This is a genomic window from Nonomuraea sp. B208 (assembly GCF_057536035.1).
This window is the reverse complement of the sequence record NZ_BAAJOU010000028.1, coordinates 333,327-358,779: the sequence shown is the minus strand read 5'-3', so window position 1 is coordinate 358,779 and position 25,453 is coordinate 333,327. Positions and strand designations below refer to the sequence as shown.

27 protein-coding genes are annotated in these 25,453 nt (G+C 72.5%); 8 read left to right on the top strand and 19 right to left on the bottom strand.

Annotated features, from left to right (window positions below; all coding sequences use genetic code 11):
* The first annotated feature begins 247 nt into the window (after nt 1-247).
* Complete coding sequence (locus AC27IY_RS37980) at nt 248-733, top strand: aggregation-promoting factor C-terminal-like domain-containing protein (protein ID WP_364444590.1); 486 nt, start codon at nt 248-250, stop codon at nt 731-733.
* A 34-nt stretch (nt 734-767) separates the two neighbouring features.
* Here the strand turns inward: AC27IY_RS37980 and AC27IY_RS37975 are convergent, their stop codons facing one another.
* Together AC27IY_RS37975 and AC27IY_RS37970 are read right to left on the bottom strand one after the other, a co-directional pair.
* Nucleotides 768-1,448 (bottom strand): TetR/AcrR family transcriptional regulator, encoded by a 681-nt coding sequence (locus AC27IY_RS37975; protein WP_487180961.1) that lies wholly within the window; start codon nt 1,446-1,448, stop codon nt 768-770.
* A 36-nt stretch (nt 1,449-1,484) separates the two neighbouring features.
* A complete protein-coding gene (locus AC27IY_RS37970; RefSeq protein WP_449945962.1) occupies nt 1,485-1,964 on the bottom strand; it encodes a nucleoside deaminase in 480 nt (159 codons plus the stop codon).
* Between the two features lie 117 nt (nt 1,965-2,081).
* Between AC27IY_RS37970 and AC27IY_RS37965 the strand changes: the two genes are divergently transcribed.
* Nucleotides 2,082-3,875, top strand: coding sequence for an ABC transporter ATP-binding protein (locus AC27IY_RS37965; protein WP_487180960.1), 1,794 nt, complete (start codon nt 2,082-2,084; stop codon nt 3,873-3,875).
* Nucleotides 3,872-5,719: an ABC transporter ATP-binding protein gene (locus AC27IY_RS37960; protein WP_487180959.1), complete on the top strand. Its 1,848-nt coding sequence runs from the start codon at nt 3,872-3,874 to the stop codon at nt 5,717-5,719. The genes AC27IY_RS37965 and AC27IY_RS37960 overlap by 4 nt, the downstream gene beginning before the upstream one ends.
* Before the next feature lie 4 nt (nt 5,720-5,723).
* Here AC27IY_RS37960 and AC27IY_RS37955 read toward each other — a convergent pair whose 3' ends face one another.
* From AC27IY_RS37955 to AC27IY_RS37935, 5 genes are all read right to left on the bottom strand, one after another.
* Entirely contained in the window at nt 5,724-6,086 is a 363-nt protein-coding gene (locus AC27IY_RS37955; protein ID WP_423450742.1) for a hypothetical protein, read from the bottom strand.
* A gap of 181 nt (nt 6,087-6,267) precedes the next feature.
* Complete coding sequence (locus AC27IY_RS37950; protein WP_364444579.1) at nt 6,268-6,549, bottom strand: hypothetical protein; 282 nt, start codon at nt 6,547-6,549, stop codon at nt 6,268-6,270.
* Nucleotides 6,550-6,637: 88 nt separating this feature from the next.
* Nucleotides 6,638-6,982 (bottom strand): DUF202 domain-containing protein, encoded by a 345-nt coding sequence (locus AC27IY_RS37945; protein ID WP_423450743.1) that lies wholly within the window; start codon nt 6,980-6,982, stop codon nt 6,638-6,640.
* A gap of 16 nt (nt 6,983-6,998) precedes the next feature.
* Nucleotides 6,999-7,325, bottom strand: coding sequence for a YidH family protein (locus AC27IY_RS37940; RefSeq protein WP_344212053.1), 327 nt, complete (start codon nt 7,323-7,325; stop codon nt 6,999-7,001).
* A gap of 57 nt (nt 7,326-7,382) precedes the next feature.
* Nucleotides 7,383-7,775, bottom strand: coding sequence for a hypothetical protein (locus tag AC27IY_RS37935; protein ID WP_423450744.1), 393 nt, complete (start codon nt 7,773-7,775; stop codon nt 7,383-7,385).
* 174 nt (nt 7,776-7,949) lie between these two features.
* On the opposite strand from AC27IY_RS37935, the gene bla reads away from it, so the two are divergent.
* From bla to AC27IY_RS37920, 3 genes are read left to right on the top strand one after another with little or no spacing between them, the layout of a single operon-like run.
* Nucleotides 7,950-8,873, top strand: coding sequence for a class A beta-lactamase (gene bla, locus AC27IY_RS37930; protein WP_487180958.1), 924 nt, complete (start codon nt 7,950-7,952; stop codon nt 8,871-8,873).
* Entirely contained in the window at nt 8,873-11,014 is a 2,142-nt protein-coding gene (locus AC27IY_RS37925; RefSeq protein WP_487180957.1) for a transglycosylase domain-containing protein, read from the top strand. The genes bla and AC27IY_RS37925 overlap by 1 nt, the downstream gene beginning before the upstream one ends.
* A 54-nt stretch (nt 11,015-11,068) precedes the next feature.
* Nucleotides 11,069-11,326 (top strand): ubiquitin carboxyl-terminal hydrolase 14, encoded by a 258-nt coding sequence (locus AC27IY_RS37920; RefSeq protein WP_364444566.1) that lies wholly within the window; start codon nt 11,069-11,071, stop codon nt 11,324-11,326.
* A 12-nt stretch (nt 11,327-11,338) separates the two neighbouring features.
* On the opposite strand, the gene AC27IY_RS37915 is transcribed toward AC27IY_RS37920, so the two are convergent.
* Entirely contained in the window at nt 11,339-12,916 is a 1,578-nt protein-coding gene (locus AC27IY_RS37915; protein ID WP_449945971.1) for a Na+/H+ antiporter, read from the bottom strand.
* Between the two features lie 75 nt (nt 12,917-12,991).
* Complete coding sequence (locus AC27IY_RS37910) at nt 12,992-14,209, bottom strand: hypothetical protein (protein ID WP_487180956.1); 1,218 nt, start codon at nt 14,207-14,209, stop codon at nt 12,992-12,994.
* A 374-nt stretch (nt 14,210-14,583) separates the two neighbouring features.
* Between AC27IY_RS37910 and AC27IY_RS37905 the strand changes: the two genes are divergently transcribed.
* A complete protein-coding gene (locus AC27IY_RS37905) occupies nt 14,584-16,596 on the top strand; it encodes an ATP-dependent DNA helicase (protein WP_371249622.1) in 2,013 nt (670 codons plus the stop codon).
* Between the two features lie 444 nt (nt 16,597-17,040).
* On the opposite strand, the gene AC27IY_RS37900 is transcribed toward AC27IY_RS37905, so the two are convergent.
* The 10 genes from AC27IY_RS37900 to bar all read right to left on the bottom strand — a co-directional run bounded on the left by AC27IY_RS37900 (nt 17,041) and on the right by bar (nt 24,627).
* Nucleotides 17,041-17,796, bottom strand: a complete 756-nt coding sequence (locus tag AC27IY_RS37900) for an SGNH/GDSL hydrolase family protein (protein WP_344212067.1) — start codon at nt 17,794-17,796, stop codon at nt 17,041-17,043.
* Nucleotides 17,793-18,227 (bottom strand): type II 3-dehydroquinate dehydratase, encoded by a 435-nt coding sequence (gene aroQ, locus AC27IY_RS37895; protein ID WP_344212069.1) that lies wholly within the window; start codon nt 18,225-18,227, stop codon nt 17,793-17,795. The genes AC27IY_RS37900 and aroQ overlap by 4 nt, the downstream gene beginning before the upstream one ends.
* Nucleotides 18,224-19,297, bottom strand: coding sequence for a 3-dehydroquinate synthase (aroB, locus tag AC27IY_RS37890; RefSeq protein ID WP_423450749.1), 1,074 nt, complete (start codon nt 19,295-19,297; stop codon nt 18,224-18,226). Before aroB ends, aroQ begins: the two co-directional genes overlap by 4 nt.
* The gene (locus AC27IY_RS37885) at nt 19,294-19,797 is read right to left on the bottom strand and encodes a shikimate kinase (protein ID WP_344212072.1); all 504 of its coding nucleotides are present in this window, start codon (nt 19,795-19,797) and stop codon (nt 19,294-19,296) included. Before AC27IY_RS37885 ends, aroB begins: the two co-directional genes overlap by 4 nt.
* Entirely contained in the window at nt 19,794-20,975 is a 1,182-nt protein-coding gene (aroC, locus tag AC27IY_RS37880) for a chorismate synthase (RefSeq protein ID WP_344212074.1), read from the bottom strand. Before aroC ends, AC27IY_RS37885 begins: the two co-directional genes overlap by 4 nt.
* Nucleotides 20,976-21,018: 43 nt before the next feature.
* Nucleotides 21,019-21,594, bottom strand: coding sequence for a prepilin peptidase (locus tag AC27IY_RS37875; RefSeq protein WP_423476637.1), 576 nt, complete (start codon nt 21,592-21,594; stop codon nt 21,019-21,021).
* A gap of 116 nt (nt 21,595-21,710) precedes the next feature.
* Entirely contained in the window at nt 21,711-22,238 is a 528-nt protein-coding gene (locus tag AC27IY_RS37870; RefSeq protein ID WP_449945982.1) for an SseB family protein, read from the bottom strand.
* A gap of 11 nt (nt 22,239-22,249) precedes the next feature.
* Nucleotides 22,250-23,125, bottom strand: coding sequence for an HD domain-containing protein (locus AC27IY_RS37865; RefSeq protein WP_487180955.1), 876 nt, complete (start codon nt 23,123-23,125; stop codon nt 22,250-22,252).
* A complete protein-coding gene (locus AC27IY_RS37860) occupies nt 23,122-23,463 on the bottom strand; it encodes a PadR family transcriptional regulator (protein ID WP_487180954.1) in 342 nt (113 codons plus the stop codon). Before AC27IY_RS37860 ends, AC27IY_RS37865 begins: the two co-directional genes overlap by 4 nt.
* Before the next feature lie 63 nt (nt 23,464-23,526).
* The gene (gene bar, locus AC27IY_RS37855) at nt 23,527-24,627 is read right to left on the bottom strand and encodes a barbiturase (protein ID WP_329574096.1); all 1,101 of its coding nucleotides are present in this window, start codon (nt 24,625-24,627) and stop codon (nt 23,527-23,529) included.
* A 119-nt stretch (nt 24,628-24,746) separates the two neighbouring features.
* Between bar and AC27IY_RS37850 the strand changes: the two genes are divergently transcribed.
* Nucleotides 24,747-25,424 carry an alpha/beta fold hydrolase gene (locus AC27IY_RS37850; protein ID WP_364444545.1) on the top strand — a complete coding sequence of 226 codons (678 nt, stop codon included), beginning with the start codon at nt 24,747-24,749 and terminating at the stop codon, nt 25,422-25,424.
* The last annotated feature ends 29 nt before the right edge of the window (nt 25,425-25,453 follow it).

The window sequence follows — 25,453 nt, the reverse complement described above, 5'->3', positions numbered from 1 at the left end:
CCGCAACGATCACACAAAGGCCTGTCCTTCGCGTGTCCCGATGTATGACCCGTGGTGACACCGCGTAATAGGAATCGTGCTAAAGGACACGTCGCGGTGCCCTCCGGGCCGCCCAGCAGGATCGGGCGGAACCAGAATCCCGGAGAGCCGGCGGACCCCTTCGCGTGCGCGCCACGTACGCGGAGCGGCAGGGCGCCCCGTTTCTGCGGGGCGCCCGTCCGCGCGCGACCCGGAAGCAAGGATCGCTTTGGACAGCAAACGCGCGCGCGGCGGCACGCTCATCGGCCTGACCGCGTTCACCGCGCCCGTGATCGCGCTCAGCACGATCACCACGCCCACGGCCTGGGCGGGGACGGCGGAGACGCCGTTCCCGATCAGAACCAGGACGTGGACGACATCAGCGCAACCCGTCATCCCGGCCGTCGTGCCGGCCAACAGAAACAAGCGGATAGCCCTCGGCCACGTCGTCCAGCGATCGTGGAACCTCAGGGAGTTCCGCTGCCTGGACCAGCTCTGGACCAGGGAGAGCAACTGGAACCATCACGCCTACAACCGCTCGTCCGGCGCGTACGGCATCCCGCAGGCGCTGCCCGCGGGCAAGATGAGCGGCGCCGGCCGCGACTGGCGGTCCAACCCGGAGACGCAGATCCGCTGGGGCCTCGCCTACATCAAGGGACGCTACGGCAGGCCGTGCGGCGCATGGGGACATTGGAGGTCGCACAACTGGTATTGACGCCTGATTCGCCGACGCCCGGGAGGGCGCCCGGTCAACGGGTGCCCTCCCGGCTCACCTGCTTGTCCTTGTCCGCCTGCCCGCCGCCGGGCGCGCGGGCCGTGGCGGCCTGGATGAGCATCTCCAGCCCGAACTCGAACTCCCCCTCGTGGTCGCACGTGCTGAGCAGCGACGCCATCGCGCCGACCTCGGGGAACAGCGCGGGATCCACGCCCGCCGGCGGGAGCGCCGGGGCGCTCGCGGGCGCGAACGCCGGCGTCACCCCGACCTCGCGCAGCAGCGACCCCACGATGTAGGCGATGAACACCCGCAGCATGCTGACCGCCTCCGCGCCGTCGAACCCGGCGCTGCGCAGCGTGGCCAGCGCCCGCTCGACCGGCAGCAGCCCGGCGGCGGAGTGGAGCTGCCTGCTGACCACCAGCATCGTCGAGCGCGGGTAGTGGCCGGCGATCTGCCGGAAGGCCCGCGCCTGCACGCGCACCCGGTCGGCCCAGGGGGCGTCGGGGTCGTCGGTGAACTCGATCTCGCTCAGCACCGCCTCGGCCACGCCGCTCAGCAGGGCGTCCTTGCTGGGCACGTGGTTGTAGAGGGACATCACGCCGACGCCCAGCTCGGCGGCGATGCGGCGCATCGAGACCGCGTCCGCGCCCTCGCGCTCGATGAGGTCGATGGCGGCCGCGACGATCCGGGCTCGGGAGAGCGGCTTCGTGGGCATGGCTCATTCTGTACCAGAAGGGCAAGGAGGAGGTCGTCAGGTCCCGCCGTGGAAGCGGCGGTGCAGCTCCCTGACCTGCCCGGCCAGTTCGGGCACCGGGCCCTCGACCGGCACGCCGGGCACGATCTCGGCGATCGGCAGCGTACGGACGGGCGGCGCCGGCACGCCCAGCTCGCCCAGCCAGGCGGCGAGCTGCGCCGACGAGGCGACGTACACGATGCGGCCGAGCCCCACCCAGCCGTGCGCGGCCGCGCACATCGGGCAGTGCTCGCCCGAGGTGTAGACGGTGGCCGCGGCCCGCGCGGCCGGCGTGAGGTGCTCGGCCGACCAGCGGGCCGCCGCGAACTCCGGATGCCGCGTGCGGTCGCCGGAGGCCACCCGGTTGTGGTCCTCGAACAGCACCTCGCCGTCGGCGGAGACGAGCACGGAGCCGAACGGCTCGTCGCCCGCCTCCAGGGCCGCGGCGGCCAGCTCCACGCAGCGGCGCAGATGACCGAGGTCGATTTCGGAGATCATCTTCTCAGTCTACGCCGCGCAATGTGCATGATCCTTCACGTTTTCCCACGTCACATACGTGAAACGCACCTCGGGGCCACAAAAAACGGGTTGATCGCCGGTATTAGCCTTGAGGGGATGCCTCCCGATACTGACGTACCTCGCCGTCCCCTGCTCTCCTCACTCTCCTCCAACTCCCTGTGGCGGATGAAGTCCTACCTCCGCCCCTACGTCGTCAGGCTGATCTTCATCTGGCTGTCGGCGATCATCGGCATAGGCGCGAGCATCGCCCTCCCCCTGATCAGCAAACAGGTCATCGACGGCCCCGTCTACCACAAGGACGCCGACGCGCTGCTCCCCCTCGGGCTGCTCGCGCTCGGCGTCGGCGTGATCGAGGCGGGGCTGATCTGGCTGCGGCGGTGGGCCCAGGTGAAACCGGTGCTCGGCCTGGAGACCGCCATCCGCGACGACCTCTACCAGCACCTGCAGCGGCTGCCCATGCGCTTCCACGGCGACTGGCAGTCGGGCCAGCTCCTGTCGCGGGCGACCACGGACCTGTCGACCATCCGCCGCTTCCTCGGCTTCGGCCTGCTGTTCCTGGTCATGAACATCCTGCAGCTCATCACCGTCACCGTGCTGCTGCTCAACATGTACTGGCCGCTCGGGCTGCTGGTGCTCGCCTCGGCCGTGCCGATCGTGTGGACGTCGCTGCGCTTCGAGAAGCGCTACATCCGCATCTCCCGCCAGGTCCAGGACGAGCAGGGCGACCTCGCCACGCTCGTGGAGGAGTCCGCGCTCGGCATCCGCACCATCAAGGCGTTCGGCCGCCGCCACCACGTCTACGACCGCTACGACGACGCGGCGCTCAAGGTGTACGACACCTCGCTCGCCAAGGTGCGCATGTCGGCCCGCTTCTTCTCCTTCCTGGAGGTGATCCCCAACGTCACGCTCGCGCTGGTGCTGCTGCTCGGGGCGCTCGCGGTCGGCGGCGGCGGGCTGACGCTAGGCGCGCTGGTCGCCTTCACCACGCTGATGCTGCAGCTCGTGTGGCCGATCGCGAGCCTCGGCTACATCCTGGCGATGGCCCAGGAGGCGATGACCTCGGCCGACCGCCTCATGGAGGTCATGGACACCGTCCCGTCCATCGAGAGCGGCACCGAGACCATCGAGCGGCCCCGCGGCCACCTGCGTTTCGAGGGCGTCGGGTTCAGCTTCCCCGGCGCCGAGCGGCCGGTGCTGAGCGACGTCCGGCTGGAGGTGCGGCCCGGCGAGACCGTGGCGATCGTGGGCCCGACCGGCGCGGGCAAGACGACGCTGACGGCGCTGGTGCCCCGCCTGCTCGACCCGACCGAGGGCCGGGTCACGATCGACGGGCACGACGTGCGCGACCTGGAGCTCACCGCCCTGCGCACGGTGGTGGCCACGGCGTTCGAGGAGCCGACGCTGTTCTCGATGAGCGTGCGCGAGAACCTCATGCTCGGCCGGCCCGACGCGACCGAGGAGGAGCTGGCCGAGGCCATCCGCACCGCGCAGGCCGGGTTCGTCCACGACCTGCCGTGGGGTCTCGACACCCGCATCGGCGAGCAGGGCCTGTCCCTGTCCGGCGGCCAGCGCCAGCGCCTGGCCCTGGCCCGCGCCGTGCTCAGCAGGCCGCGCATCCTGGTGCTCGACGACACCCTGTCCGCGCTCGACGTGGAGACCGAGGCCCTGGTGGAGGAGGCGCTGCGGCACGTGCTGCGCGACGCGACCGGCATCGTGGTCGCCCACCGCGCCTCCACCGTGCTGCTGGCCGACAAGGTGGCGCTGCTGCGCGACGGCACGATCACCCACGTCGGGCAGCACCACGAGCTGCTGGCCGAGGTGCCCGAATACCGCGAGCTGCTGGCCCAGGACGCCGACCTCGACGACGCCTCGGAAGGAGCGCTGCGATGAGCACCACCACCACCGGGTCCTCGCGGGCGTCCTGGCGCGGGGTCGCCTCCGAGGACCAGGACGAGCTGCCGGAGAAGGTCTCCGTCCTGCTGCGCGACCGGTCGCGGCGGCTGCTCGGCGCGCTGCTGCGGCCCTACCGCAAGCAGATCGCGCTGCTCGTGGCCACCATCGTGCTCTCCAGCGCGGCCGGGCTGTCCATCCCGTTCCTGGTCTCGATCGGCATCGACGAGGGCATCCCGCCGCTCTCCCGCGGCGACGGCCCGGCGGTCCTGCTGACCGTGGTCGGGGTGATCCTGTTCGCCACCCTCGTGCAGGCGGTGACCAGGCAGACGTTTCTCAACATGTCCGGCCGGATCGGCCAGAACACCCTGCTGGAGCTGCGCCGCCGGGTCTTCGACCACTTCCAGCGGCTGTCGCTGAGCTTCCACGAGCAGTACACCTCGGGGCGGGTCATCTCGCGGCTCACCTCGGACATCGAGAACATCGCCGAGCTGCTGCAGTCGGGCTTCGACGCGCTCGTACGCGCCCTGCTGACCATGATCGGCACCGCCGTGCTGCTGCTGGTGCTGGACGCGCACCTCGGCCTGATGGCGCTGCTCCCGCTGCCGTTGCTGCTGCTGTTCACCCGCTGGTTCCGCCGGCAGTCGGCCATCGTCTATCGGCGCACCCGTGAGACGGTCGCCTTGGTGATCGTTCACTTCGTGGAGTCGATGACCGGCATCCGCGCGGTGCAGGCCTTCCGCAGGGAGCCGCGCAACCAGGAGATCTTCGAGCAGCTCAACGACGACTACCGCGACGCCAACGCCGGCGGCATGAAGCTCGGCGCGACGTTCATGACCGGCATCAGGCTGGTCGGCAACCTCACGGTCGGCGGGGTGCTGCTCTACGGCGGCTACCTGGCGCTGCACGACGAGGTCAAGGTCGGCGTGCTCGCCGCGTTCCTGCTCTACCTGCGCCAGTTCTACGAGCCGATGCAGGAGGTCAGCCAGTTCTACAACACGCTGCAGTCGGCGAGCGCCGCCCTGGAGAAGCTGTCGGGCGTGCTGGAGGAGGAGCCGTCGGTGCCCGAGCCGCGCGATCCGCAGCCGCTGCCGCAGGGCCGGGCGCGCGGCCGGATCCGTTTCGAGCACGTCAGGTTCGCCTACGTGGAGGAGATGCCGATCCTGCCCGACCTCGACCTGACGGTCCCCGCCGGGCAGACGGTGGCGCTGGTCGGCTCGACGGGCGCGGGCAAGACGACGCTCGCCAAGCTGATCTCGCGCTTCTACGACCCGACCGAGGGCCGGGTGCTGCTCGACGGCGTGGACCTGCGCACGCTGGACGAGCCGACGCTGCGCGGGGCCGTGGTCATGGTGACCCAGGAGAACTTCCTGTTCAGCGGCACGGTGGCGGACAACATCAGGTTCGGCCGGCCGGGGGCCTCCGACCGGGAGGTGCGCGAGGCCGCCAAGGCGATCGGCGCGCACGAGTTCGTCACGAGCCTGCCCGACGGCTACGACACCGAGGTCGGCAAGCGCGGCGGCCGGATGTCGGCGGGGCAGCGGCAGCTCATCGCGTTCGCGCGGGCGTTCCTGGCCGACCCCGCGGTGCTCATCCTCGACGAGGCGACCTCCAGCCTCGACGTGCCCAGCGAGCGGCTGGTGCAGCGCGCGCTGCGGACCATCCTGGCCGACCGTACGGCGCTGATCATCGCGCACCGGCTGTCGACCGTCGAGATCGCCGACCGGGTGCTGGTCATGGAGCGCGGCCAGATCGTCGAGGACGGGCCGCCCGACCGGCTCATCGCCTCCGCGGGCCGGTTCGCCGGCCTGCACCAGGCGTGGCTGGACAGCCTGAGCAGCTGACCCGTCAGTGGTGCACGGGCCGCGCGATCGCGGCATAAAGCTCGTAGCCGACGAACAACGCGATCGGCGCCCCGAGCGCCACCAGCAGCCGGCCAGGCAGGGTGACCCGCTCCACGGCGGCCACCCGGTCCGGCGGCCTGACCCCCGGCACCCGTACGGGGTCGGGGTCCGGTTCCTGGGCCGCCACCAGCTCGGGGTGGTGGCTCAGGTAGCCGGACGGGAACGAGGTGACCCGGTAGGCGCCGCAGCCCGGGCAGGACGGCCCCGACCAGGGCGGCTGCACCGCCACGCCGGAGCTCAGCCAGATCTGCCTCTCGTTGCCGCGCGCGTCGACGACGGTGCGGAGGAGGTAGTCCTCCTCCCACACGTGTAAGCAACGCAGGCACTCGAAAAGCCATGACACCCGGGTCTCGAACCCATCGGGCACGATGATCACCCCCGACCGCGGATCGCCCTTCGCCCTCAGTGTCCGCCTGGTCACATTGGACCGGCAAGGCGGTCTTGTGACACCTGACGTCAGGGAAAGCTCACCAACCGTCAGGTTTGCCCTAATAGAGCGGCCTCGGGACGGGGCTCAGCAACGGCGTCTCGTCGGGCGCCGCCGCGGCATCCGGCGGGACCAGCTCGGGATGCCGCAGCAGGTAACCCTCGGGGAACGTGGTCGCGTGCTCGCAGCCGCACCTCGGGCACCTGGCCCCCGGGGAGGGCGGCGGGACCGGAACCCTGTTGCGCAACCAGAGCGTCGCCTCGTTGCCGTGCTCGTCCTCGACGTGCCGGACGAGGTATTCCTCCTCCCACACGTGCCAGCAGCTGCGGCACTCGAAGGGCACGTTTCTGCGTTCTTCCTCCAACGAAATCACCCCCTCATCTAGAGTGTCCGCCCTGGACGCCGGATCACGCAAACCGGCCCTTCGCAGGTCAGAGGGTGCGCGAGCCGACGAAGACGGCCGCGCCCAGGACCACGCAGAGGGTGCCGAGCCAGGCGACCAGCACGTCCGCGCCGTGGTCGAGCGGCCGGCCGCCGTGCAGCGCCGCCTGCACCCGGCGGTAGCGGGCGCGCGTCCTGATGAGCAGCACGCCGCCGCAGAACGAGGCCGTCGCGAACACCGCCACCACGGCGACCGGCAGGCCGTTGCGCAGCGCCACCCCGGCCGCGCCGAGCCCGCCGGTGGCCAGCAGCACCGCCGTGCGCACCCAGGCCAGCCGGGTCCGCTCGCTCTGCAGGCCGCTGTCCCAGACCTCCTCCTCCGGCGCGCTCCCCATGGCCGCGTACCCCCCGTCAGGCCGCGAGGAGGACGAGGACGAGCGCGATGACCGCCACCAGCGCCACGCCGTAGCCGAACACGGCGGCGAGCGCGGGCGGCGGCAGCGGCGCCTGGGCGCGCAGGGCGCGCTGGATGTTGCGCCAGCGGGGATAGGCCAGGCCGGCGGCCAGCGCCGAGAGCGCGACGAGCACGACGGCCAGCGCGGTGCGGATCCACGGCACGAACACGTCGGCGGGCAACGCCGCCATCGCCACCCCGCCCGCGCTGAGCGCCAGCGCCGTGCTCAGCCAGGTGAGGAAGGTGCGTTCGTTGGCCAAGGTGAAACGCGGGTCGGGTTCCATAGGAAAAACGGTAATTCGTCCACTTTTCCCCTAGAGAAGGCGGGATTGCCCGCCCGCTCAGTTGGTGCAGGCCTGCCGGACCGTCTCCAGGTACGCGACCGTCTCCTTGCCCACCTGCTGGGCCGCGTCGACGGCGTCGTTGACGTTCTGGACCGAGATGCCGCTCAGCTTGTCGGCCAGGTTGTCGGAGGCCTCCTTGAGCGTGGTGTTGGCGGCCTGGTCGGCCACGTCGCCGAGCTTGGCCGCGGCGTCGTCGAGCGCCTTGTCCATGGCCTGGGGATCGTCGGTGAGCTTGGTGATCTGCGCGCCCAGCTCGGTGACGATCTTCGGCGCCTCCAGGCACGCCTGGGCCTTGTCGATGGTCTGGTTGACCTCGCCGCATCCCGCGAGGGCGAGGGCGACGGCGGAGAAGCCCGCGAGGGACAGCAATCGGCTCTTGTGGAGTCGCATGCCCCGACCCTACCCAAGCAGGTGCCGACGCGCGGTTGCCGAAATCTGCGGCCATCCCGACCAGCGGTGATATCGGGATGGATATCGACTGATTGCCGATATCGCTATTAGACATCTGGTGATCCGGTCTGGTGTGCTGCTGCCTTCTGACGGACGACAGTTAGGACAGGTCACATGCGACACGCCTCCGCCCGCCGCCTCGCCGCCGCCCTCGCGGCCACGCTGCTCACCGGGAGCACGCTGGGGACGGCGACGGCCGCGACCGCGGACGCCGCCGTCGCGCCGCAGCGGGGCGGGCAGGCTCAGGTGACGAAGGAGCTGCGGGCGCTGGAGAAGTCCTACAAGGGACGGATCGGGGCGTACGCCATCGACACCGCCACCGGCCGGACGGTCGGCTACCGCTCGGGCGAGCGGTTCCCGCTGCTGTCCACGTTCAAGGCGCCGGCCTGCGCGGCGGCGCTGCACAAGGCCCGCACGTCCGAGCCCGGCCTGATGGACAAGGTCGTCAAGTGGACGAAGGCCGAGCTCAAGCCCAACTCGCCGACGACGGAGAAGCACGTCGCCGACGGCCTGACCGTCGCCCAGCTCTGCGAGGCGACCATCACCCTCAGCGACAACACCGCGGGCAACATGGTGCTCAAGCAGATCGGCGGCCCGGCCGGGCTCACCCGCTACTTCCGGTCGCTGAAGGACCCGGTCTCGCGCCTCGACCGCTGGGAGACCGAGCTGAACGACTGGACCGCGAAGGACAAGCGGGACACCACCACGCCCGCCGCCATCTCCCGCGACCTGCGCCTGCTCACCTGGGGCGACGCGCTCGACGCCAAGGACCGGCGACGGCTCAACGGCTGGCTGCGGGCCACCCGGACCGGCGACAAGCGCATCCGCGCCGGCCTGCCCAAGAGCTGGACCATCGGCGACAAGACCGGCACGAACGCCGAGGTCGGCGGCGCCAACGACATCGCCGTCGTGTGGCCGGACAAGGCGGCCGCCCCGATCATCATGGCCGTCTACACCACCCGCTCGACGCCCGCGGTGGACGAAAAGGTGCTGGCGAAGACCGCGACCGTGCTCGCCCGCGGGCTCGGCAGGCTCTGATGGCGGGCCGGGGGACGAAGATCGTACGCCTGGCCGCCGCGGGGGCCGCGGCGGGCGTGCTCATGGCCGGGATCGCCGTCCCGGCCGTGGGCGGGGCCGGGTTCGGGCTGGTGGCGGCGGCCGACGAGGTGGACCTCAAGCCGGTCGACCTGGTCGAGCCGCCGCCCGCCGAGGTCACGATCGTGCGGGACGCGAAGGGCCGCGAGATCGCGCGTTTCTACGAGGAGTACCGCGAGGTGGTCGGCTTCGACGCCATCGCCGAGGTCATGAAGACGGCCATCGTGGCGATCGAGGACTACCGCTTCTACGAGCACGGCGCGATCGACGTGGAGGGCACCCTGCGCGCGCTCGCCACGAACCTGCGGGCGGGCAAGGTCGCGCAGGGCGGTTCGAGCATCACCCAGCAGTACGTCAAGCAGGTGCTGCTCAACTCCGCCGGCACCGACGCCGAGCGCGAGGCCGCCCTGGAGGCCAGCTACACACGCAAGCTGAACGAGCTGCGTTATGCGATGGGCGTGGAGAAGAAATACACCAAGGACCAGATTCTTGAGAAATATCTGAACATCGCATACTTCGGCGCCGGGGCGTACGGGGTCGAGGCGGCGGCCAGCCGCTTCTTCGGCGTCCACGCCGCCCGCCTGACCCTGCCGCAGGCCGCCACGCTGGCCGGCGCCGTGCAGGACCCGAACGCGACCGACCCCAACCTGGGCCGTGAGCAGCGGGCCCGCCTGCTGAAGCGGCGCAACGTGGTGCTCGACCGGATGGCGGAGCTGGGGAAGATCACCCAGGCGGCGGCCGACCGGGCGAAGCGCACCAAGCTCGGTTACAAGGGCACGAAGCTTCCCGGCGGCTGCGAAGTCAGCAAATATCCCTATTTTTGCCTGTACGTCCGCCAGGAGATCCTCAACAACCCCGACTTCGGCCGGACCGCCAAGGCCCGCCTCGCCACCCTGAACCGCGGCGGCCTCACCATCAGGACGACCCTCGACCCGGCCAAGCAGGCGGCCGCCGAGCGGGCGATCCGCGCGTACGTCCACGCCTCCGACGGCCCGGTCGCCGCCGAGGCCCTGGTCCGGCCGGGCACCGGCGCGATCGAGGCGATGGCGGCCAGCCGCCCCTACGGCAACCGGGCGGCACGCCACGAGATCTCGTACAACGTGGTCGCCGACGCGGCGCACGGCGGCGGGATCGGGTTCCAGGCGGGCTCGACGTTCAAGACGTTCACCCTGATCAGCGCGCTGAAGCAGGGGATGAAGGTGGACGACGGGTTCACCGTGGGCGCGGGTTACCGCGCGCCCGCGTACGCGACGTTCAAGAACTGCGCGGGCGAGAACGTCGGCGACCCGTCCCACACGGTCACCAACGACGAGGGCTCCCCCGGCTGGAAGACCCTCAGGACGGGCACGTGGGGGTCGGTGAACACGTTCTTCATGGAGCTGGAGCGCCGGGCCGGCCTCTGCGAGACGGTGACCACGGCCAAGTCGCTCGGCATCCGCCGCGCGGACGGCCGCCCGCTCCAGGAGTACGAGACGTTCACGCTCGGCATCAACGAGATGGACCCGGTCACCGTGGCCACCGCGTACGCGGCGATCGCGGCTCGCGGCACGTACTGCGCGCCGATGGCCATCACCGCCATCACCGACAGGAACGGCAAGACCACCCGCTACCGGCCGAAGTGCCGCCAGGCCCTCGAACCGGCCGTCGCGGACGCCACGGCGGACGTGCTGTCCGGCGTGTTCACCCAGGGCACGATGCGCGGCGTCGGCGGCATCGGCCGGGACGCGGCCGGCAAGACCGGCACCACCGACGACTACGCGACCGCCTGGTTCGCCGGTTTCACCCCCGATCTGGCGGCGGCGGTGAGCATCGGCGACCCGCGGGGCTCGCAGCGGCACAAGCTGGTGGGGGTGACGATCGGCGGCCGGTACTACGGGATCGTCGCCGGGGCGAGCCTTCCCGGGCCGATCTGGAAGGCGACGATGCTCGCGGCGCTGAAGAACGTCCCTCCGGCGTCGTTCACCCCGATCGACCGGGACCGCTTCGAGGGCTGCACCGCCCACTGCCGTCCGGCGGGGGACGCCGATCCGGAGCGGGAGAGCCAGGAGGAGACGCCTCCGGAGGATCGGCCGCAAGGGCGGTGAGCAGGAACAATGCCTCGATGATCGCCTTTGTCACCGCGTACTAGGATGATTCATATGGCTATTTGTGAGCATCTTTCCCAGGCCGACGACCCTGCGGCGCGCACTCCTGACGGCTGCGAGGAGTGCCTGGCGGCGGGCGGCCGATGGGTCCATCTGCGGCGCTGCCTGGAGTGCGGGCACGTCGGCTGCTGCGACTCCTCGCCGAGCAAGCACGCCACCGCCCACTTCCACGACACCGGGCATCCGGTGATGCAGTCGTTCGAGCGGGGCGAGAACTGGCGCTGGTGCTTCGTGGACAACCAGATGGGCTGAGGCCGGCCGGCCTCAGCGCTCCAGGATGGCCTCCTCGAAGTCGAGCTGGGCCATCACCTCACGCAGCACCTCGTCGTCGAGGCGCCGCTCGTCGCGCAGGCGTACGAACACCTGGCGCTCGGCCTGCAGCATGTCGCGGCGCAGCCGCCGGTAGAGCGTGCTCGGCGTCTCCGCGCCGCCCTGCCCGGTGCCGCCGCCGAGCCGCTCCCACGCGGTGAGCGAGCGCCGCCAGGACTTCTCCCTGAGCTGGTCGACGACCTGCTTCTGGATCTCGTCGGGCTCGCTCCCGAGCTCGGCCACCAGCCGGTCGAGCTCGGCGAGGCCCGCCTCCAGCGCCGCCTGCTGGGCCGCCGCCTCGGACAGCCGGTCCTCGTAGCGCTCCTGGTCGCTGGACACGCCGAGCCGCCTGATCAGCGCGGGGAACGTGGTGCCCTGGATGAGCAGGGTGCCGATGACGGTGGTGAAGGTCAGGAACAGCAGCATCGCCCGGTCGCGCGGCGGCACCTCGGGCGGGATGGCGAAGGCCGCCGCCAGCGACACCACGCCGCGCATGCCCGCCCAGCCCAGCAGGACGGCCTGCTGCCGGCCGGGCCCGCCCGGACCGCCCCGCACCTTGATCAGGAACGTGGCGGCGAACACCCACACGAACCTGGTCAGGATGGTCGCGCCGAGCACCGCGGCGGCGTAGCCGGCCACCTCCCAGGCGCTGTAGCCGGAGATGCCGCGGATCACGGTGACGAGTTGCAGCCCGATCAGCGCGAACACGATCGTCTCGAGGAAGAAGGCGGTGACCTGCCACACCGCATCGGACACCAGCCGCGTGCCGAACCCGCGCAGATGCATGCGGGAGCCGAGGTAGAGGCCGACGATGACCACCGCGATCACGCCGGAGGCGTGCACCGACTCGGCCGCGAGGTAGGCGGCGAACGGGATGAGCAGCGTCAGCGTGTTCTCGACCAGCGAGTCGCGGGTCAGCGTGAACAGCCAGGCGAACACCAGGGCCAGCGCCAGCCCGATCGCCACGCCGCCGACCGCCGCCAGCAGGAACTCCCCGACGCTGTGCAGCAGATCGACGGTGCCGCCCAGGAACGCGCCGATCGCCACCCGGTAGGCCGTCAGCGCGGTCGCGTCGTTGAACAGGCTCTCGCCGATGAGGAGGGTCAGCGTGCGGCGCGGCAGCCCGAGCCGCCGCCCGACCGCCACGGCGGCGACCGCGTCGGGCGGCGCGATGATGGCGCCCAGCGCGAACGCCAGCGCCAGCGGCAGGTCCGGCAGCAGCAGGTGCACGACGAAGCCGACCGCCGCCGCGGTGAACAGCACCAGCCCGATCGACAGCAGCCCCACGGCCCGCCTGGCGTCACGCAGGCGCAGGTAGGAGCTGTCGAGAGCGGCGGAGTAGAGCAGCGGCGGCAGGAAGACGAAGAGGACCAGCTCCGGGTCGAGCGGCACGAACGGCACCAGCGGGGACACCAGCAGCCCGGCGGCCACCAGCAGCAGCGGCGCGGGCCAGCCCTTGCGCCTCGCCACCGCGGCGACGGCGATCGCGCCGCCCGCCACCAGCAGCAGTTGCAGGCCCATGATGGGACTCACCGCTGTGCCTCCCCCCGTCGGCTGATCGGATTCGCCGACGAGAGCGTACCTGGCCGCGCGGACTCCGAAGTCCGCTCACCAGTCCCTGCGGTCGCTCCGCTCGTGGTAGTCGGGCTGGTCGGGGCGCAGGCGCTCGCCCGTGGAGAACATGGGGTCCCCGACGTACGGGCGGGTCATGCCGGGGTCGGGCTGCTGCTGGTACTGCTCCTGGCGGCCGAGCGCGAGCAGCGGGTCCACCGGGTTGGGCTGGGGCTGCTGGTAGGAGCCGTAGTCGTCCCGGTAGTCGGCGCCGTAGCCGGCGGAAGGCTGCTGGGGGGCGGCCTGCTGGGGGGCGGTGCGGCGGCGGCCTGCGCCGGGGATGCCGTGCATGGGCGTGCCGAGCCCGGCCCCGCCGGAGGCGCCCTGGCTCTGCTGCTGAGCCGGCTGCTGGGCGTAGGAGTCCCGGCGGCCGTAGGAGTCCGGCCCGTAGGAGTCCGGCCCGTAGGAGTCCGGCCCGTAGGAGTCCGGCCCGTAGGAGTCCGGCCCGTAGGAGTCCGGCCCGTAGGAGTCCGGCCCGTAGGAGTCCGGCCCGTACGGGTCCGGCTGGTAGGGCTGGGCCTGCTGGCCGCTCCCTGCGTACGTGCCGGCGGCCTGGGACGGGAAGCCGAGGGGGTCGGTGCTGAGCGGCGCCGGGCGGCGCTGGTCGGCGCCGGGCATCTGGTAGAGGGGCTCGTTCTCGGCGTACTGGGGCTCGGCGTACTGGGGCTCGGCGTACTGGGGGCCGGTGAAGCGGTCGGGCTGCTGCTGCGGCGGCTGGTAGGCCGGCCGGTCGGCGGTGTACTGCGGGCCGCTGAACGGGTCGCCGGTGTACTGGGGGCCGCTGGCGGGGTCGCCGGAGTAGTGGGGGCCGCTCGCCGGGTCGCCGGTGTACTGCGGGCCGCTGTAGGGGTCGCCGGTGTAGCGGGGCTGGGGGCCGGTGCTCTCGACGTACTGAGGGCCGGTGAAGGGCGCCCGCTCGCCGTAGGCGGGGGTCTGCTCCCTCGACCCGGTCGTCTCGCCGAACCCGGCCACGAGTTTGTCCTGGGGCGCGGGGCCCCGGGCCACGAGGACGTCGTTCGGGGACAGCGCGACCGGCCGTTCGTCGAGCGGCGGCTGCGGCTGGTGGAGGGGCTGCGCCGGGCGTTGGTACTGGCCGGTGCCCGGCATGACCTCGGTGCCCGGGTCGTGCTCGGGCACGGCGGGCTGCTCGCCCGTGGCCTCGGCGAAGCCCTCGTCGAGGGTGTCGAGCAGCCGGCCGACGTCCTCCATCGGCATGCGGAAGCTCGCTGTGCACATCTCCCCACGCCACAGGCTGAGCACCAAGGTGCCCTCGTGCCACGTGACCCGGAGACAGCGCTCCTGACCTCGTGCATCGAAGAAGACTTCGCCGAACGACGGCAACGGGACAACTTCCGACATGGCAGACATACTGTATTAACCAGCCTTTATGCGTCCACTCAACCCCGGAAAACCCTACTGAACCGGCTCTCCCATACACACCCCAGGCCCCCCTCGTCAACCACCATGAGCGCGTGTCCGACTTGTTGGGGTCCCGATCGCCCAGTGTGCCACGCCCGCCGCCGCACGCGTTCGGGAACGCCGGGATGCGTCTGGCCGATCACACCGCGTTCGGCGCGGCGACCCGGCAAATGCGGGTAGCGTTTACTGCCGTGCCGGACTCCCATCTCCCGTCAGTCGACGAACTGCTCAGCATCGCCGTCAACGCCGTCGGAGGGAGCGAGCGACAGGGCCAGGTCACCATGGTCCGCGCCGTGCAGCAGGCCATCGACGCCGACGAGCATCTGGCCGTGCAGGCCGGCACGGGCACCGGCAAGTCGCTGGCCTACCTCGTCCCGTCGATCCGCCACGCCATGGACAGCGACAAGCCCGTGGTCGTCTCCACGGCCACGATCGCGCTGCAGCGCCAGCTCGTCGACCGCGACCTGCCCCGCCTGGCCGAGGCGCTGGGCAAGGAGCTGCCGCACGAGCCGACGTTCGCCATACTCAAGGGCCGGCGCAACTACCTGTGCCGCTACAAGGCGACCGCCGGCTGGCCCGAGGACGACGAGCAGGACCAGCTCTTCGACCCGCGCGAGGTGAGCGCCACCGGCCGCATGGTGCAGCGCATCCAGGAGTGGGCCGAGGAGACCGAGACCGGCGACCGCGACGAGCTGGTGCCGGGCGTGAGCGAGCAGGCCTGGCGGCAGTTCTCGGTCAGCGCGCAGGAGTGCCTGGGCGCCAACCGGTGCCCCAGCGGGGCCGAGTGCTTCGCCGAGCTGGCCCGGCAGCGGGCCGGCGAGGTCGACGTCGTGGTCACCAACCACGCGCTGCTCGCCATCGACGCCATGGGCGAGCTGCCGGTGCTGCCCGAGCACAAGGTCGTGGTCGTCGACGAGGCGCACGAGCTGGTCGACCGGGTCACGTCCGTCGTCACCGGCGAGCTGTCGGAGCTGACCGTGTCGCTGGCCGTACGACGGGTCGGCCGCCTCATCGAGCAGTCGGTCGCCGACCAGCTCCAGGAGGCCGGCGAGGACCTCAAGGCGCTGCTCGCCGCCGCCCCTCCGGGGCGCGTCGACGAGCTGCCCCAGGTGCTGGGGCTGACCCTCCAGCTCATCCGCGACACCGCCTGGCGCTGCGTCACGGCGCTCGGGCCGCGCAACGCCGACAAGGACGACCCCGACAAGGCGGGCCAGCGCAAGGCCGCGTTCACCGCCCTCGACGAGGTGCACGACACGGCGGTGCGCATGCTGGACGCCTACGGCCACGCCTCCGAGGCCGACCGCGCCGAGGTCGTCTGGCTCGACGGGGGCACCGACCGCCGGCCGCCCGCACTGCGCGTCGCGCCGCTCACCGTCAGCGGCATGCTGCGCGACAAGCTGTTCGGCGAGCGTACGGTGGTCCTTACCTCCGCCACGCTCGCACTGGGCGGCACGTTCGACGCGCTGGCCGCGCAGTGGGGGCTCAGCGGGCCCGGCGAGTGGCAGGGCATCGACGTCGGCTCCCCCTTCGACCACCCCAGGTCAGGCATCCTCTACGTCGCCAAGCACCTCCCCCAGCCCGGCCGCGACGGCCTGCCGCAGCAATACCTCGACGAGATCACCGAGCTGATCGAGGCGGCAGGAGGGCGCACGCTGGGCCTGTTCTCCTCGATGCGGGCCGCCAAGGCCGCGACCGAGGCGCTGCGCGACCGGCTCGACGTGCCGCTGCTGTGCCAGGGCGACGACTCGACGATGCTGCTGGTCAAGCAGTTCGCCGAGGACGAGCCCACCTGCCTGTTCGGCACGCTGTCGCTGTGGCAGGGCGTCGACGTGCCAGGGCCGTCGCTGCGGCTGGTCATCATCGACCGGGTGCCGTTCCCGCGCCCCGACGACCCGCTGACCTCCGCCCGCCAGCGGCACGTGGCCGCGCGGGGCGGCAACGGCTTCATGGCGGTGGCCGCCAACCACGCCGCGCTGCTGCTGGCCCAGGGGGCGGGGCGGCTGCTGCGCTCACAGCACGACAAGGGCGTCATCGCGGTCCTCGACCCGCGCCTGGTGACGGCCCGCTACAGCGGCTTCCTGCTGAACTCGCTGCCCCCGTTCTGGCGCACCACCGACCCGGCGATCCCCCGCGCCGCCCTGAAGCGCCTGGCCGCCGAGTCAACGGAACCAGCCGACGCCTGAGGCTTGCGGAGGGCCGTCCCACCGAAGCACGGCGGACGGCCCGTAGGTGCTTGGCCCGGAGCTTGAGCCGAGGCGAGCGTTCAGCCGATGGCCCACGTCCTGAAGGGTTGGCGGCCTCCAGGACTTGAGGCCGGATGCCAATGGCCACCGGGCACGCGAGCTGCAGACCGACGGCCATCCAGCACGTGCGCCAGACGTCGGAGCACCCAGGACGCGAGCCGGACGCCGGGGCCGCTCAGGGCGTGAGCCGCAGGCCGGCGGTGCCGCCCAGGGTGTGAGCCGCAGGCCGGCGGCCGCTCAAGGTGTGAGCCGCAGGCCCGGCGGCCGCTCAAGATGTGAGCCGCAGGCCGGCGGCCGCTCAAGATGTGAGCCGCAGGCCGGCGGCCGCTCAAGGCGTGAGCCGCCGGCCCGCCGCCGCTCAGGGCGTTAGGCGGAGGGCGGGGGTCAGCCCCAGGGGGTGAGTTCGGGGCGTTTGGGGGACAGGCCGTCGCCCGAGGAGACGCCCCGCAGTCGGCGCCCCACCCAGGGCACCAGGTACTCGCGGATCCACTGGGCGTCCTCGCGCCGCCGCGCCCGCGGGTCGACGGACCGCTCCGGCCAGTCCTTGCGCCAGTCGTCGAACGGCACGCCCAGCACGTCCAGGACCCGGGCGGCCACCAGCCGGTGCCCGTCCTCGTTCATGTGCAGCCGGTCCGGGCTCCAGGCCCGCCAGTCGCGCAGCCCCTGCATGGACCACTGGTCGACCAGCCGGCACCCGTAGAGGTCGGCGATCGAGCGCAGGTGCAGGTAGAAGACGGCGAAGCGGCCCCGCAGCCGGCGCATGAGCGGCGTGTCGCGCGGATCGACGCCGGTGAACAGCAGCACGTCGGCCCCGCCCGCCCGCAGCTCCCGCACCGCGCGGGCGAGCTTCTTCGCCATCACGTCGGGGTCGCTGCCCGGCCTGAGCAGGTCGTTGCCGCCGGCGCAGAAGCTGACCAGGTCGGGCGCCATCTCGACGGCCACGGGCACCTGCTCGGCGATGATCTGGTCGAGCAGCTTGCCGCGTACCGCGAGGTTGGCGTAGCGGAAGGAGGGGTCGTCGGCGGCCAGCCGCTCGGCGACCCGGTCGGCCCAGCCACGGTAGTGGCCGTGGGGGCCCGGGTCGTTCAGTCCTTCGGTGAAGCTGTCGCCGAGCGCGACGAAGGACTTGTAGTGCCTCATGAGGTGGTGTTCATCTCCGCGATAGCGTGCAGCGCAAGGACGTACGACTGTAGTCCGAAGCCGGCGATGGTGCCCGTCGCCACCCCGGCGACGACGGAGTTGTGCCGGAACTCTTCCCTGGCCGCGGGATTGGTGAGGTGGACCTCGACGAGCGGCGCCGTACGCTGGGCGATGGCGTCGCGCACCGCGTAGGAGTAGTGGGTGAACGCGGCCGGGTTGAGCACGACCGGGATGCGGCCGTCGGCGGCCTCGTGCAGCCAGCCGATCAGCTCGGCCTCGTCGTCGGTCTGCCGGACCTCGACGTGCTCGCCCAGCTTCTTGCCGGTGTCGCGGCAGAGCGCGGCGACGTCCTCGAAGGTGTCGGCGCCGTAGACGTCGGGCTCGCGGGTGCCGAGCCGGCCCAGGTTGGGCCCGTTGAGCACGAGGATCATGCCGAGATCTCCTTGTAGGCCGCTTCGAGCAGCTCTTCCGGGGGGCCTTCGAGCCGGCCGGGCTCGGCCAGTCCGTCGAGGACCACGAACCGCTGCTTGGCGCCGCGGTTCTTCTTGTCGAGCCGCATGTGGTCGCGCAGCCGCGGCCAGGCGTCGGCCCGGTAGGAGACGGGCAGCCCGACCGAGGTGAGCACGGCCCGGGTGCGCGCCACGAGGTCGGCCCGCCCGGCGAGCCTGGACAGCTCGGCGGCGTAGACCATGCCGATGGCGACGGCCTCGCCGTGGCGGATCCGGTAGTGCTCGTCGCGTTCGATGGCGTGGGCCAGCGTGTGGCCGTAGTTGAGGATCTCGCGCAGGCCCGCCTCGCGCAGGTCGGCGCCCACGACGTCGGCCTTGACGCGGATCTTGCGCTCGATGAGCTCGCGGGTGTGCGGGCCGCCGGGCCGGGTCGCGCCCTCGGGGTCGGCCTCGATGAGGCGCAGGATCTCGGGGTCGGCGATGAAGCCGCCCTTGATGACCTCGGCGAGGCCGGCGCGGTAGTCGTCGCGCGGCATGCCGTCGAGCGTCGACAGCTCGCACAGCACGCCCGCGGGCGGCAGGAACGTGCCGACGAGGTTCTTCCCCTCGGGGGTGTCGATGCCGTTCTTGCCGCCGACCGCGGCGTCGACCATGGCCAGCAGCGTCGTGGGCACGAGCACGACCTGTACGCCGCGCAGCCACGTGCCGGCCACGAACCCGGCGAGGTCGGTGGTGGCGCCGCCGCCCACGCCGACGACGGCGTCGGAACGGGTCACGCCGTGCCGGCCGAGCTCCGACCAGAGCCGGGCGGCCACCTCGACGGTCTTGGCCTGCTCGCCGTCGGGCACCGGCAGGGCGACGACCTCGTGCCCGGCGGCCGCGATGGCCTCGCACACGGGGCGGGAGATCTCCGGCAGGGTCTCCGGGTGGATGACGGCGACGGTGCTGACGCCGGGCCTGAACAGGGTGGGCAGCTCGGCCAGCACGCCGGTGCCGACGACCACGTCGTAGGGGCTGTCGCCGTGCACGGTGATCCTGGTCGCGGCGCTCATGCCGGCAGCCCCTTCAGGATCTCCTCGGCGAGCTCCGCCGGCTCGCGCTGGTCGGTCGTCACGGTGACCGCCGCGAGCCGCTCGTAGACCGGCCGCCGCTCCTCCATGAGCTTCTTGAGCTGGCTGCGCGGGCTGAGCACCAGCAGCGGCCGGGCCGAGGCGAGGCCGACCCGCTGGACCGCGTCGGCCAGCCCCACCTGGAGGTAGACCACGTGGTGGCCGGCGAGCAGGGCCTGGGTCTCGGGGTGCAGCACGGCGCCGCCGCCCAGGGACAGGACGCCGTCGTGCTCGGCCAGGGCCCGGCGTACGGCCTCGTGCTCCAGCTCGCGGAAGCGGGCCTCGCCGTCCTCGACGAAGATGTCGGAGACGGGCTTGCCCGCGACCGCCTCGACGTCGGCGTCGGTGTCGCGGAAGCCGACGCCGAGCCGCTCGGCGAGCAGGCGCCCGAGTGTGGTCTTGCCGGAGCCGGGAGGCCCGATCAGCACTGCCTTGGCCGTCATTTGATCACCATCGAAGAGAGGTAGCCGGACAGGTTGCGTGCGACCTCCTCGACGGAGTCGCCGCCGAACTTCTCCAGGGCCGCGTCGGCCAGGACCAGCGCGACCATGGCCTCGGCCACGACGCCGGCCGCCGGGACGGCGCAGACGTCGGAGCGCTCGTGGTGGGCCTTGGCCGCCTCGCCGGTCTTGACGTCGATGGTGGCGAGGGCCCGCGGAACCGTGGAGATCGGCTTCATGGCGGCGCTGACGCGCAGGATCTCGCCGTTGGTCATGCCGCCCTCGACGCCGCCCGCGCGGTTGGTGAGGCGGCGTACGCCGTCGTCGGTGGTGTAGGCGATCTCGTCGTGGGCGCGGGAGCCGGGCCGCCTCGCGGTCTCGAAGCCGTCGCCGACCGCCACGCCCTTGATCGCCTGGATGCCCATGAGCGCGCCGGCCAGCCGGGAGTCGAGCCTGCGGTCCCAGTGGGTGTAGCTGCCGAGGCCGGGCGGCAGGTTGTAGGCGAGGACCTCGACGACGCCGCCGAGCGTGTCGCCGTCCTTGTGTGCCCTGTCGATGACCTCGACCATGGCGGCGCTGCCCTCGGGGTCGTGGCAGCGGACCGGGTCGGCGTCGATGCGGGCCAGGTCGCCGGGTCCTGGCAGGGTGTCCGACGGGCTCTCGGCGCCGCCGATCGAGGTCACGTGGCTGACGATGTCGACGCCGAGCGCCTGCTTGAGGAAGCGGCGGGCGACCTCGCCGAGCGCGACCCTGGCCGCCGTCTCGCGGGCGCTGGCGCGGTCGAGCACGGGGCGGGCGTCGTCGAAGCCGTATTTCTGCATGCCGGACAGGTCGGCGTGGCCGGGGCGCGGGCGCGAGCGGGGCGCGTTGCGCGCCAGGCCCTCCAGCTCGGCCGGGTCGACCGGGTCGGCCGCCATGACCTTCTCCCACTTGGGCCACTCGGTGTTGCCGACGCGGATGGCGACCGGGCTGCCCATGGTGCGGCCGTGGCGGACGCCGCCCACGATCGTGACCTTGTCCTCCTCGAACTTCATCCGCGCGCCGCGGCCGTAGCCGAGCCTGCGGCGGCGCAGCGCCTCGTCGATGGCGGCCGTGGTCACCTCGACCCCGGCCGGCAGGCCCTCCATGACGGCGACGAGTTCGGGCCCGTGGGACTCTCCGGCGGTCAACCAGCGCAACATGCGTACAAGTCTTCCACGTGCCGCCGAGTGGGCTGACCCACGTTCACCCGTCGAGACACAGCACGATGAACGCGCCCATCAGCATGAACGGGCCGAACGGGAACTGTGTGTGCCGCGTGCCGCTCCGCGTGGCGAGCAGCGCGAGTGCGTAGAGCGCGCCGAGCGCCTGCCCGGCGAAGGCCGCGGCGACCCACGCGGGCCAGCCGGCCGCGGCGGCGTTGAGCCCGATGAGCCCGGCCAGCTTGACGTCGCCGAGCCCCATGGCCTCGGGGCGGGCGAACCAGAGCAGCCCGTAGAGCGCCGTCAGCGCCGCCGCTCCGGCCAGCGCCCGCGGCAGCTCCCCCGTCGGCCAGAGCGCCAGGGCGGTGATCGGGTACGCGGGGAGCGTGAGCGCGTCGGGCAGGATCGTGGTGCGCCAGTCGATCACGGCCAGGGCGACCCCGATCACGGCGAACGGCACGTACGGCAGGCCCATGCGCCACGCGGTCAGTGCCGCCACGGCGGCGGTCAGCAGCTCGATCCCTGTTCCGGGGGTGGGGGGCGCGGGGGCGTAGGTGTCGGCCAGCGCCCTGATGCGATGCCCGCAGACCAGGCCGGCCAGCGCCATGAGTGCGACCACGAGCCGACCCTAGTGCGCGACACGCCGTCCGGCGCCCCGTTCACCGACACCGGTCCAGTTGGATGGATCAGGGGAGCGTCGCCCCTAGGCGGCGTGCCGGATGAGGCGGGGGTGGGTCAGCGGCGGGAGAACCAGCGGCGTTTCGGGGTGGGTTCGACGCGGGCGACGGTGGCGCGGTCGAGCTGGGCGGCGGTGCCGGACTCGACGGCCGCCAGGGCCTCCAGCACCGCGCCCTCGATCACGAACGGCACCGGCCCCGCCACGTCGATCACGACCGCCGCCGCGCCCTCCTGGGCGGCGGCCCGGCACACCTGGAGTGTGGTGCTCTGGATCGGGCGGGCGTCCGGCCGCCATCTGGTCAGCGCGTCGGTGCCGGTGAAGGCGGGGACGGCGTGCCGGCCGTCCTGCCCGACGAGCTTGGGCAGGGCCATCTCGCTCTCCTTCTCCTGCCGCAGCCCGTGCTCGCCCACCTCGGACCGGGTCAGCAGCGCCACCACGGGCACCAGCAGCCGCGCCCCGGCGAGGGCGTTGAGCACGGCGGCGACGTCGCCCGTGCCGTCGCGGTGGGCGGCGAGGGCGGCAGCCACGGCGGGCGGGGCGCCGCCGTCGTCGGTGGGGTCGAGGGGTTGCGGGATGCTCGGCACAGCACCCGAGACTACCTGCGCCTGCGCCCGGCCCCGATCCTGCCCCGCAGCGCGCGCAGCCCCCGCAGCTCTCGCAACGCCCGCGGCCCGCGGGGCCCCCGCGGCGCCCGCGGCCCTCGGCGCGCCCGCAGTGCCCGCGCCCATCTCGCGACGTCCCAGCGGCCGAGGGCCGCGGCCAGGCTCGGCATTCCGAGCAGCAGGCCGGCGGCGAACCGGTTCCGCTCACGGCGGCCGGGAATGGTGTGCAGTTCGGCCAGCCATTCCTCCAGGTAGCGGGCTCGGGCGTGTGGCGGGAGCAGGACCGCGCCCGCCCTGACGAGCCGGTACGGCCCGTTCCCCGGCAGGTTGGCGGTGGCCAGCCGCCGCAGCTCCTCCCCCACCCGCTCCAGGCCCGCCCTCCCGGCGGCGGGCACGTACAGCTCCAGGGTCTCCCGCGCCTTGCGGGCCCGTTTGGCCTTCGGGAGGAAGCGGGCGGTGCGCAGGTTGTGCAGGCGGTCGGCGAGTTTGAGCGCCAGGACGCGCTCGTCGGCGAGGTCGCGCCGGTCCGGCGGCAGGCCGCGGGGGTCGTCGAGCGCGGAGAGCCCGCGCAGCAGCGCCATGACGTCCTCGCCGAACTCGGCCAGCTCCGCCTCGGGGCACGCCGTGTCGTCGAGCACGTCGTGCAGCAGGGCCGCGCACAGGATCTCGTGGTCGCGTACGCCCTGCTCGGCGAGGATCACGGCGACGGCGAGCGGGTGCGTGACGTAGGGGTCGCCGCTGTGGCGCCGCTGCCCGTCGTGCCAGTGGGCGGCCACCTCGTAGGCGCGGCGCACCAGCCGCAGCCGTTCGCCGTCCAGCCATTCGCCGGTGGCTCGGAGCAGGGGCCCGAGGGGGTCGCCGCGATTCATGAGGTGCCTCCCGGGTGGAGCAGCCAGGCCGGGACGGGCTGGCGGCGGGAGCGGTAGGCGCGGGCGACGGCGTCCCGTCCGCGATCGGCCCCGTCGGGGGTGATGCGGTAGTAGCGGCGGCGGGGGCGGCCCGCCTCCTCGTGGGCGCTGGGTTCCTCCCAGCGGCTCTCCACCCAGCCGAGCCGCTCCAGCCTGGCCAGGATCGGGTAGACGGTGCCGCCGGGCAGCCCGGCGAGGTCGCAGAGCTCCAGCCCGTACCGCTCGCGGGCGGGGTCGGCGAGCAGGGCGCGCAGGACGGCCTGGGTCGGCAGGGTCATCCGGGGTGCGTTGCTCTTCATAGCTCGTACTCTACATAGGTAGAAGAGCGTGAGGCAGAGCGGCGGAAGCCACTCTGCCCTTACCTACTCGCCCAGGTCGGCGATGGCGGCGACCGGGCCGCCGCCCGACGGGCCCTGGTGTACGGCCGCCACCGACACGAACACCGCGGGGTCGCCGGTCACCGACGCCGCCACCCCGCCCACGGCCGCCTTGATCTGCCGGTGCCAGTGCACGTCGGAGTCGTCGAGCATGATGTTGCGCCGGCCGCGTACCCGACCGGACGGGTCGGCCTCGCACTTCATGAAGACGTTGACCAGCCGCCCGCCGAGGTCCGACGGGTGCGGGCGCTCGGGCAGCGGCAGGCCGGAGTCGCGGATGGCGGCCCAGATGCCGTCGGCGTCGAGGGCGTCCTTCATGACGCTGTGGCCGATGCGGTAGCGCCCGCCGATGCCGCGTACGTTGCCGACCAGCACGATCTGCGCCCGGTCCAGCTCGACCCCCGACGAGCACGAGGCCACCGACGAGTAGAGCGACAGGTCCTTGTGGATCTGCTCGGCGCGCGGCATGTCGATCTCGCCGAGCGCCACCGCGATGCCGAGTGCCGTGGTCGAGTTGGACAGGTCCATGGAGGGGCCGGTCTCCTCGATGGCGGTGTCCTTGCCGCGGCTGCGCGCGTCGGTGATGGTGGCCAGGGTGAGCAGGGGCGTCTTGGTCTGTACGTAGTGGACGTCGCGCGGGTCGTCGATGCCGGCGATCTTCATGGCCTCGCGGACCCCGGCGGCGACCTTCTCCACCATGGCGGGGCGGCCGATGTCCTCGGGCAGGATGACCTCGCTCATCGCGACGCCTACCGACAGGCGCGGCTCGTCGGTGACGGGGGCGCGCTCGGCCGGGGTGGTGGCGAAGACGGTGGCGTGCGGGCTCAGGATGCCGTCGGTGCCGCCCGACCACACCAGGGGGACGTTCTCCGGCGCCGGATGCCCGTGCCTGGCCAGCACCTCGCGGAAGGCGCGGTCGGCCAGGATGCGGGTGTAGTCGTTGACGCCGCCGTTACCCTCGGTCTTGCCGACGACGGCGAGCACCCGTTCGGCCTCGATCACACCCTCGGCGATGAGACGTGACAGCCCGGAGGCGTCGGTCACGCTCTCGATCGGCACCTTGCGGACCTCGATGGGTTCCGGCATGCGACCACCCTTTCTGTGCACCCCTGGCGACGCTAGCCGAGCCCGCCACCGGCCTTCATGGGCAATGTCTGCCCATGAAGGCCGTCCGCCATGTCAAGGCGCGCCGTACGCTGATCCGCGTGATTCGCGAAGCACACGTGAACGGGATCAAGCTCGTGTACCGGGAGGAAGGCCACGCGGAGGCTCCGCCGCTGCTGCTGGTCCACGGCCGGACGGCCGACCACAACGACTGGAACGGCATCACCCAGCACTTCGCCGCCCGCTACCACGTGCTCGCGCCCGACCTGCGGGGTCACGGGAGGAGCGACCGGCCGGGCGACTACCCGCTGCCCGCCATGGCCGAGGACCTGGCCGGCCTGCTCGACCACGCGGGGGCGGCGCGGGCCACGGTGATCGGGCACTCGCTGGGGGGCATGGTGGCGTACCTGCTCGCCGCGAACCATCCCGAGCGGGTCGCCAGGCTCGTGCTGGAGGACGTCCCGCCGCCACTGCCGCTCCAGGGCCGCTCACCCCTCGTCGAGGACGACTCCACGGACTCCACCGGCTTCGACTGGCGGATGATGCACGACACCGAACGGCAGATGCTCGACCCCGACCCGGCCTGGCTCGACGGGCTGGCCAGGATCACGGCGCCCACGCTGGTGCTGTCGGGAGGGGCGGCCAGCCCGTTCGACGCCGCGGGTCTCGCGGCGCGCGTCCCGGGGGCCGAGCTGGTGACGATCGAGGCGGGACACCTCATCCACACCAGCGACCGGGCGGGGTTCCTGCGCGCCGTGGACGGCTTCCTGCCGGTGTGAGATGTCGCTCATTGGACGCGGGTCGTGCA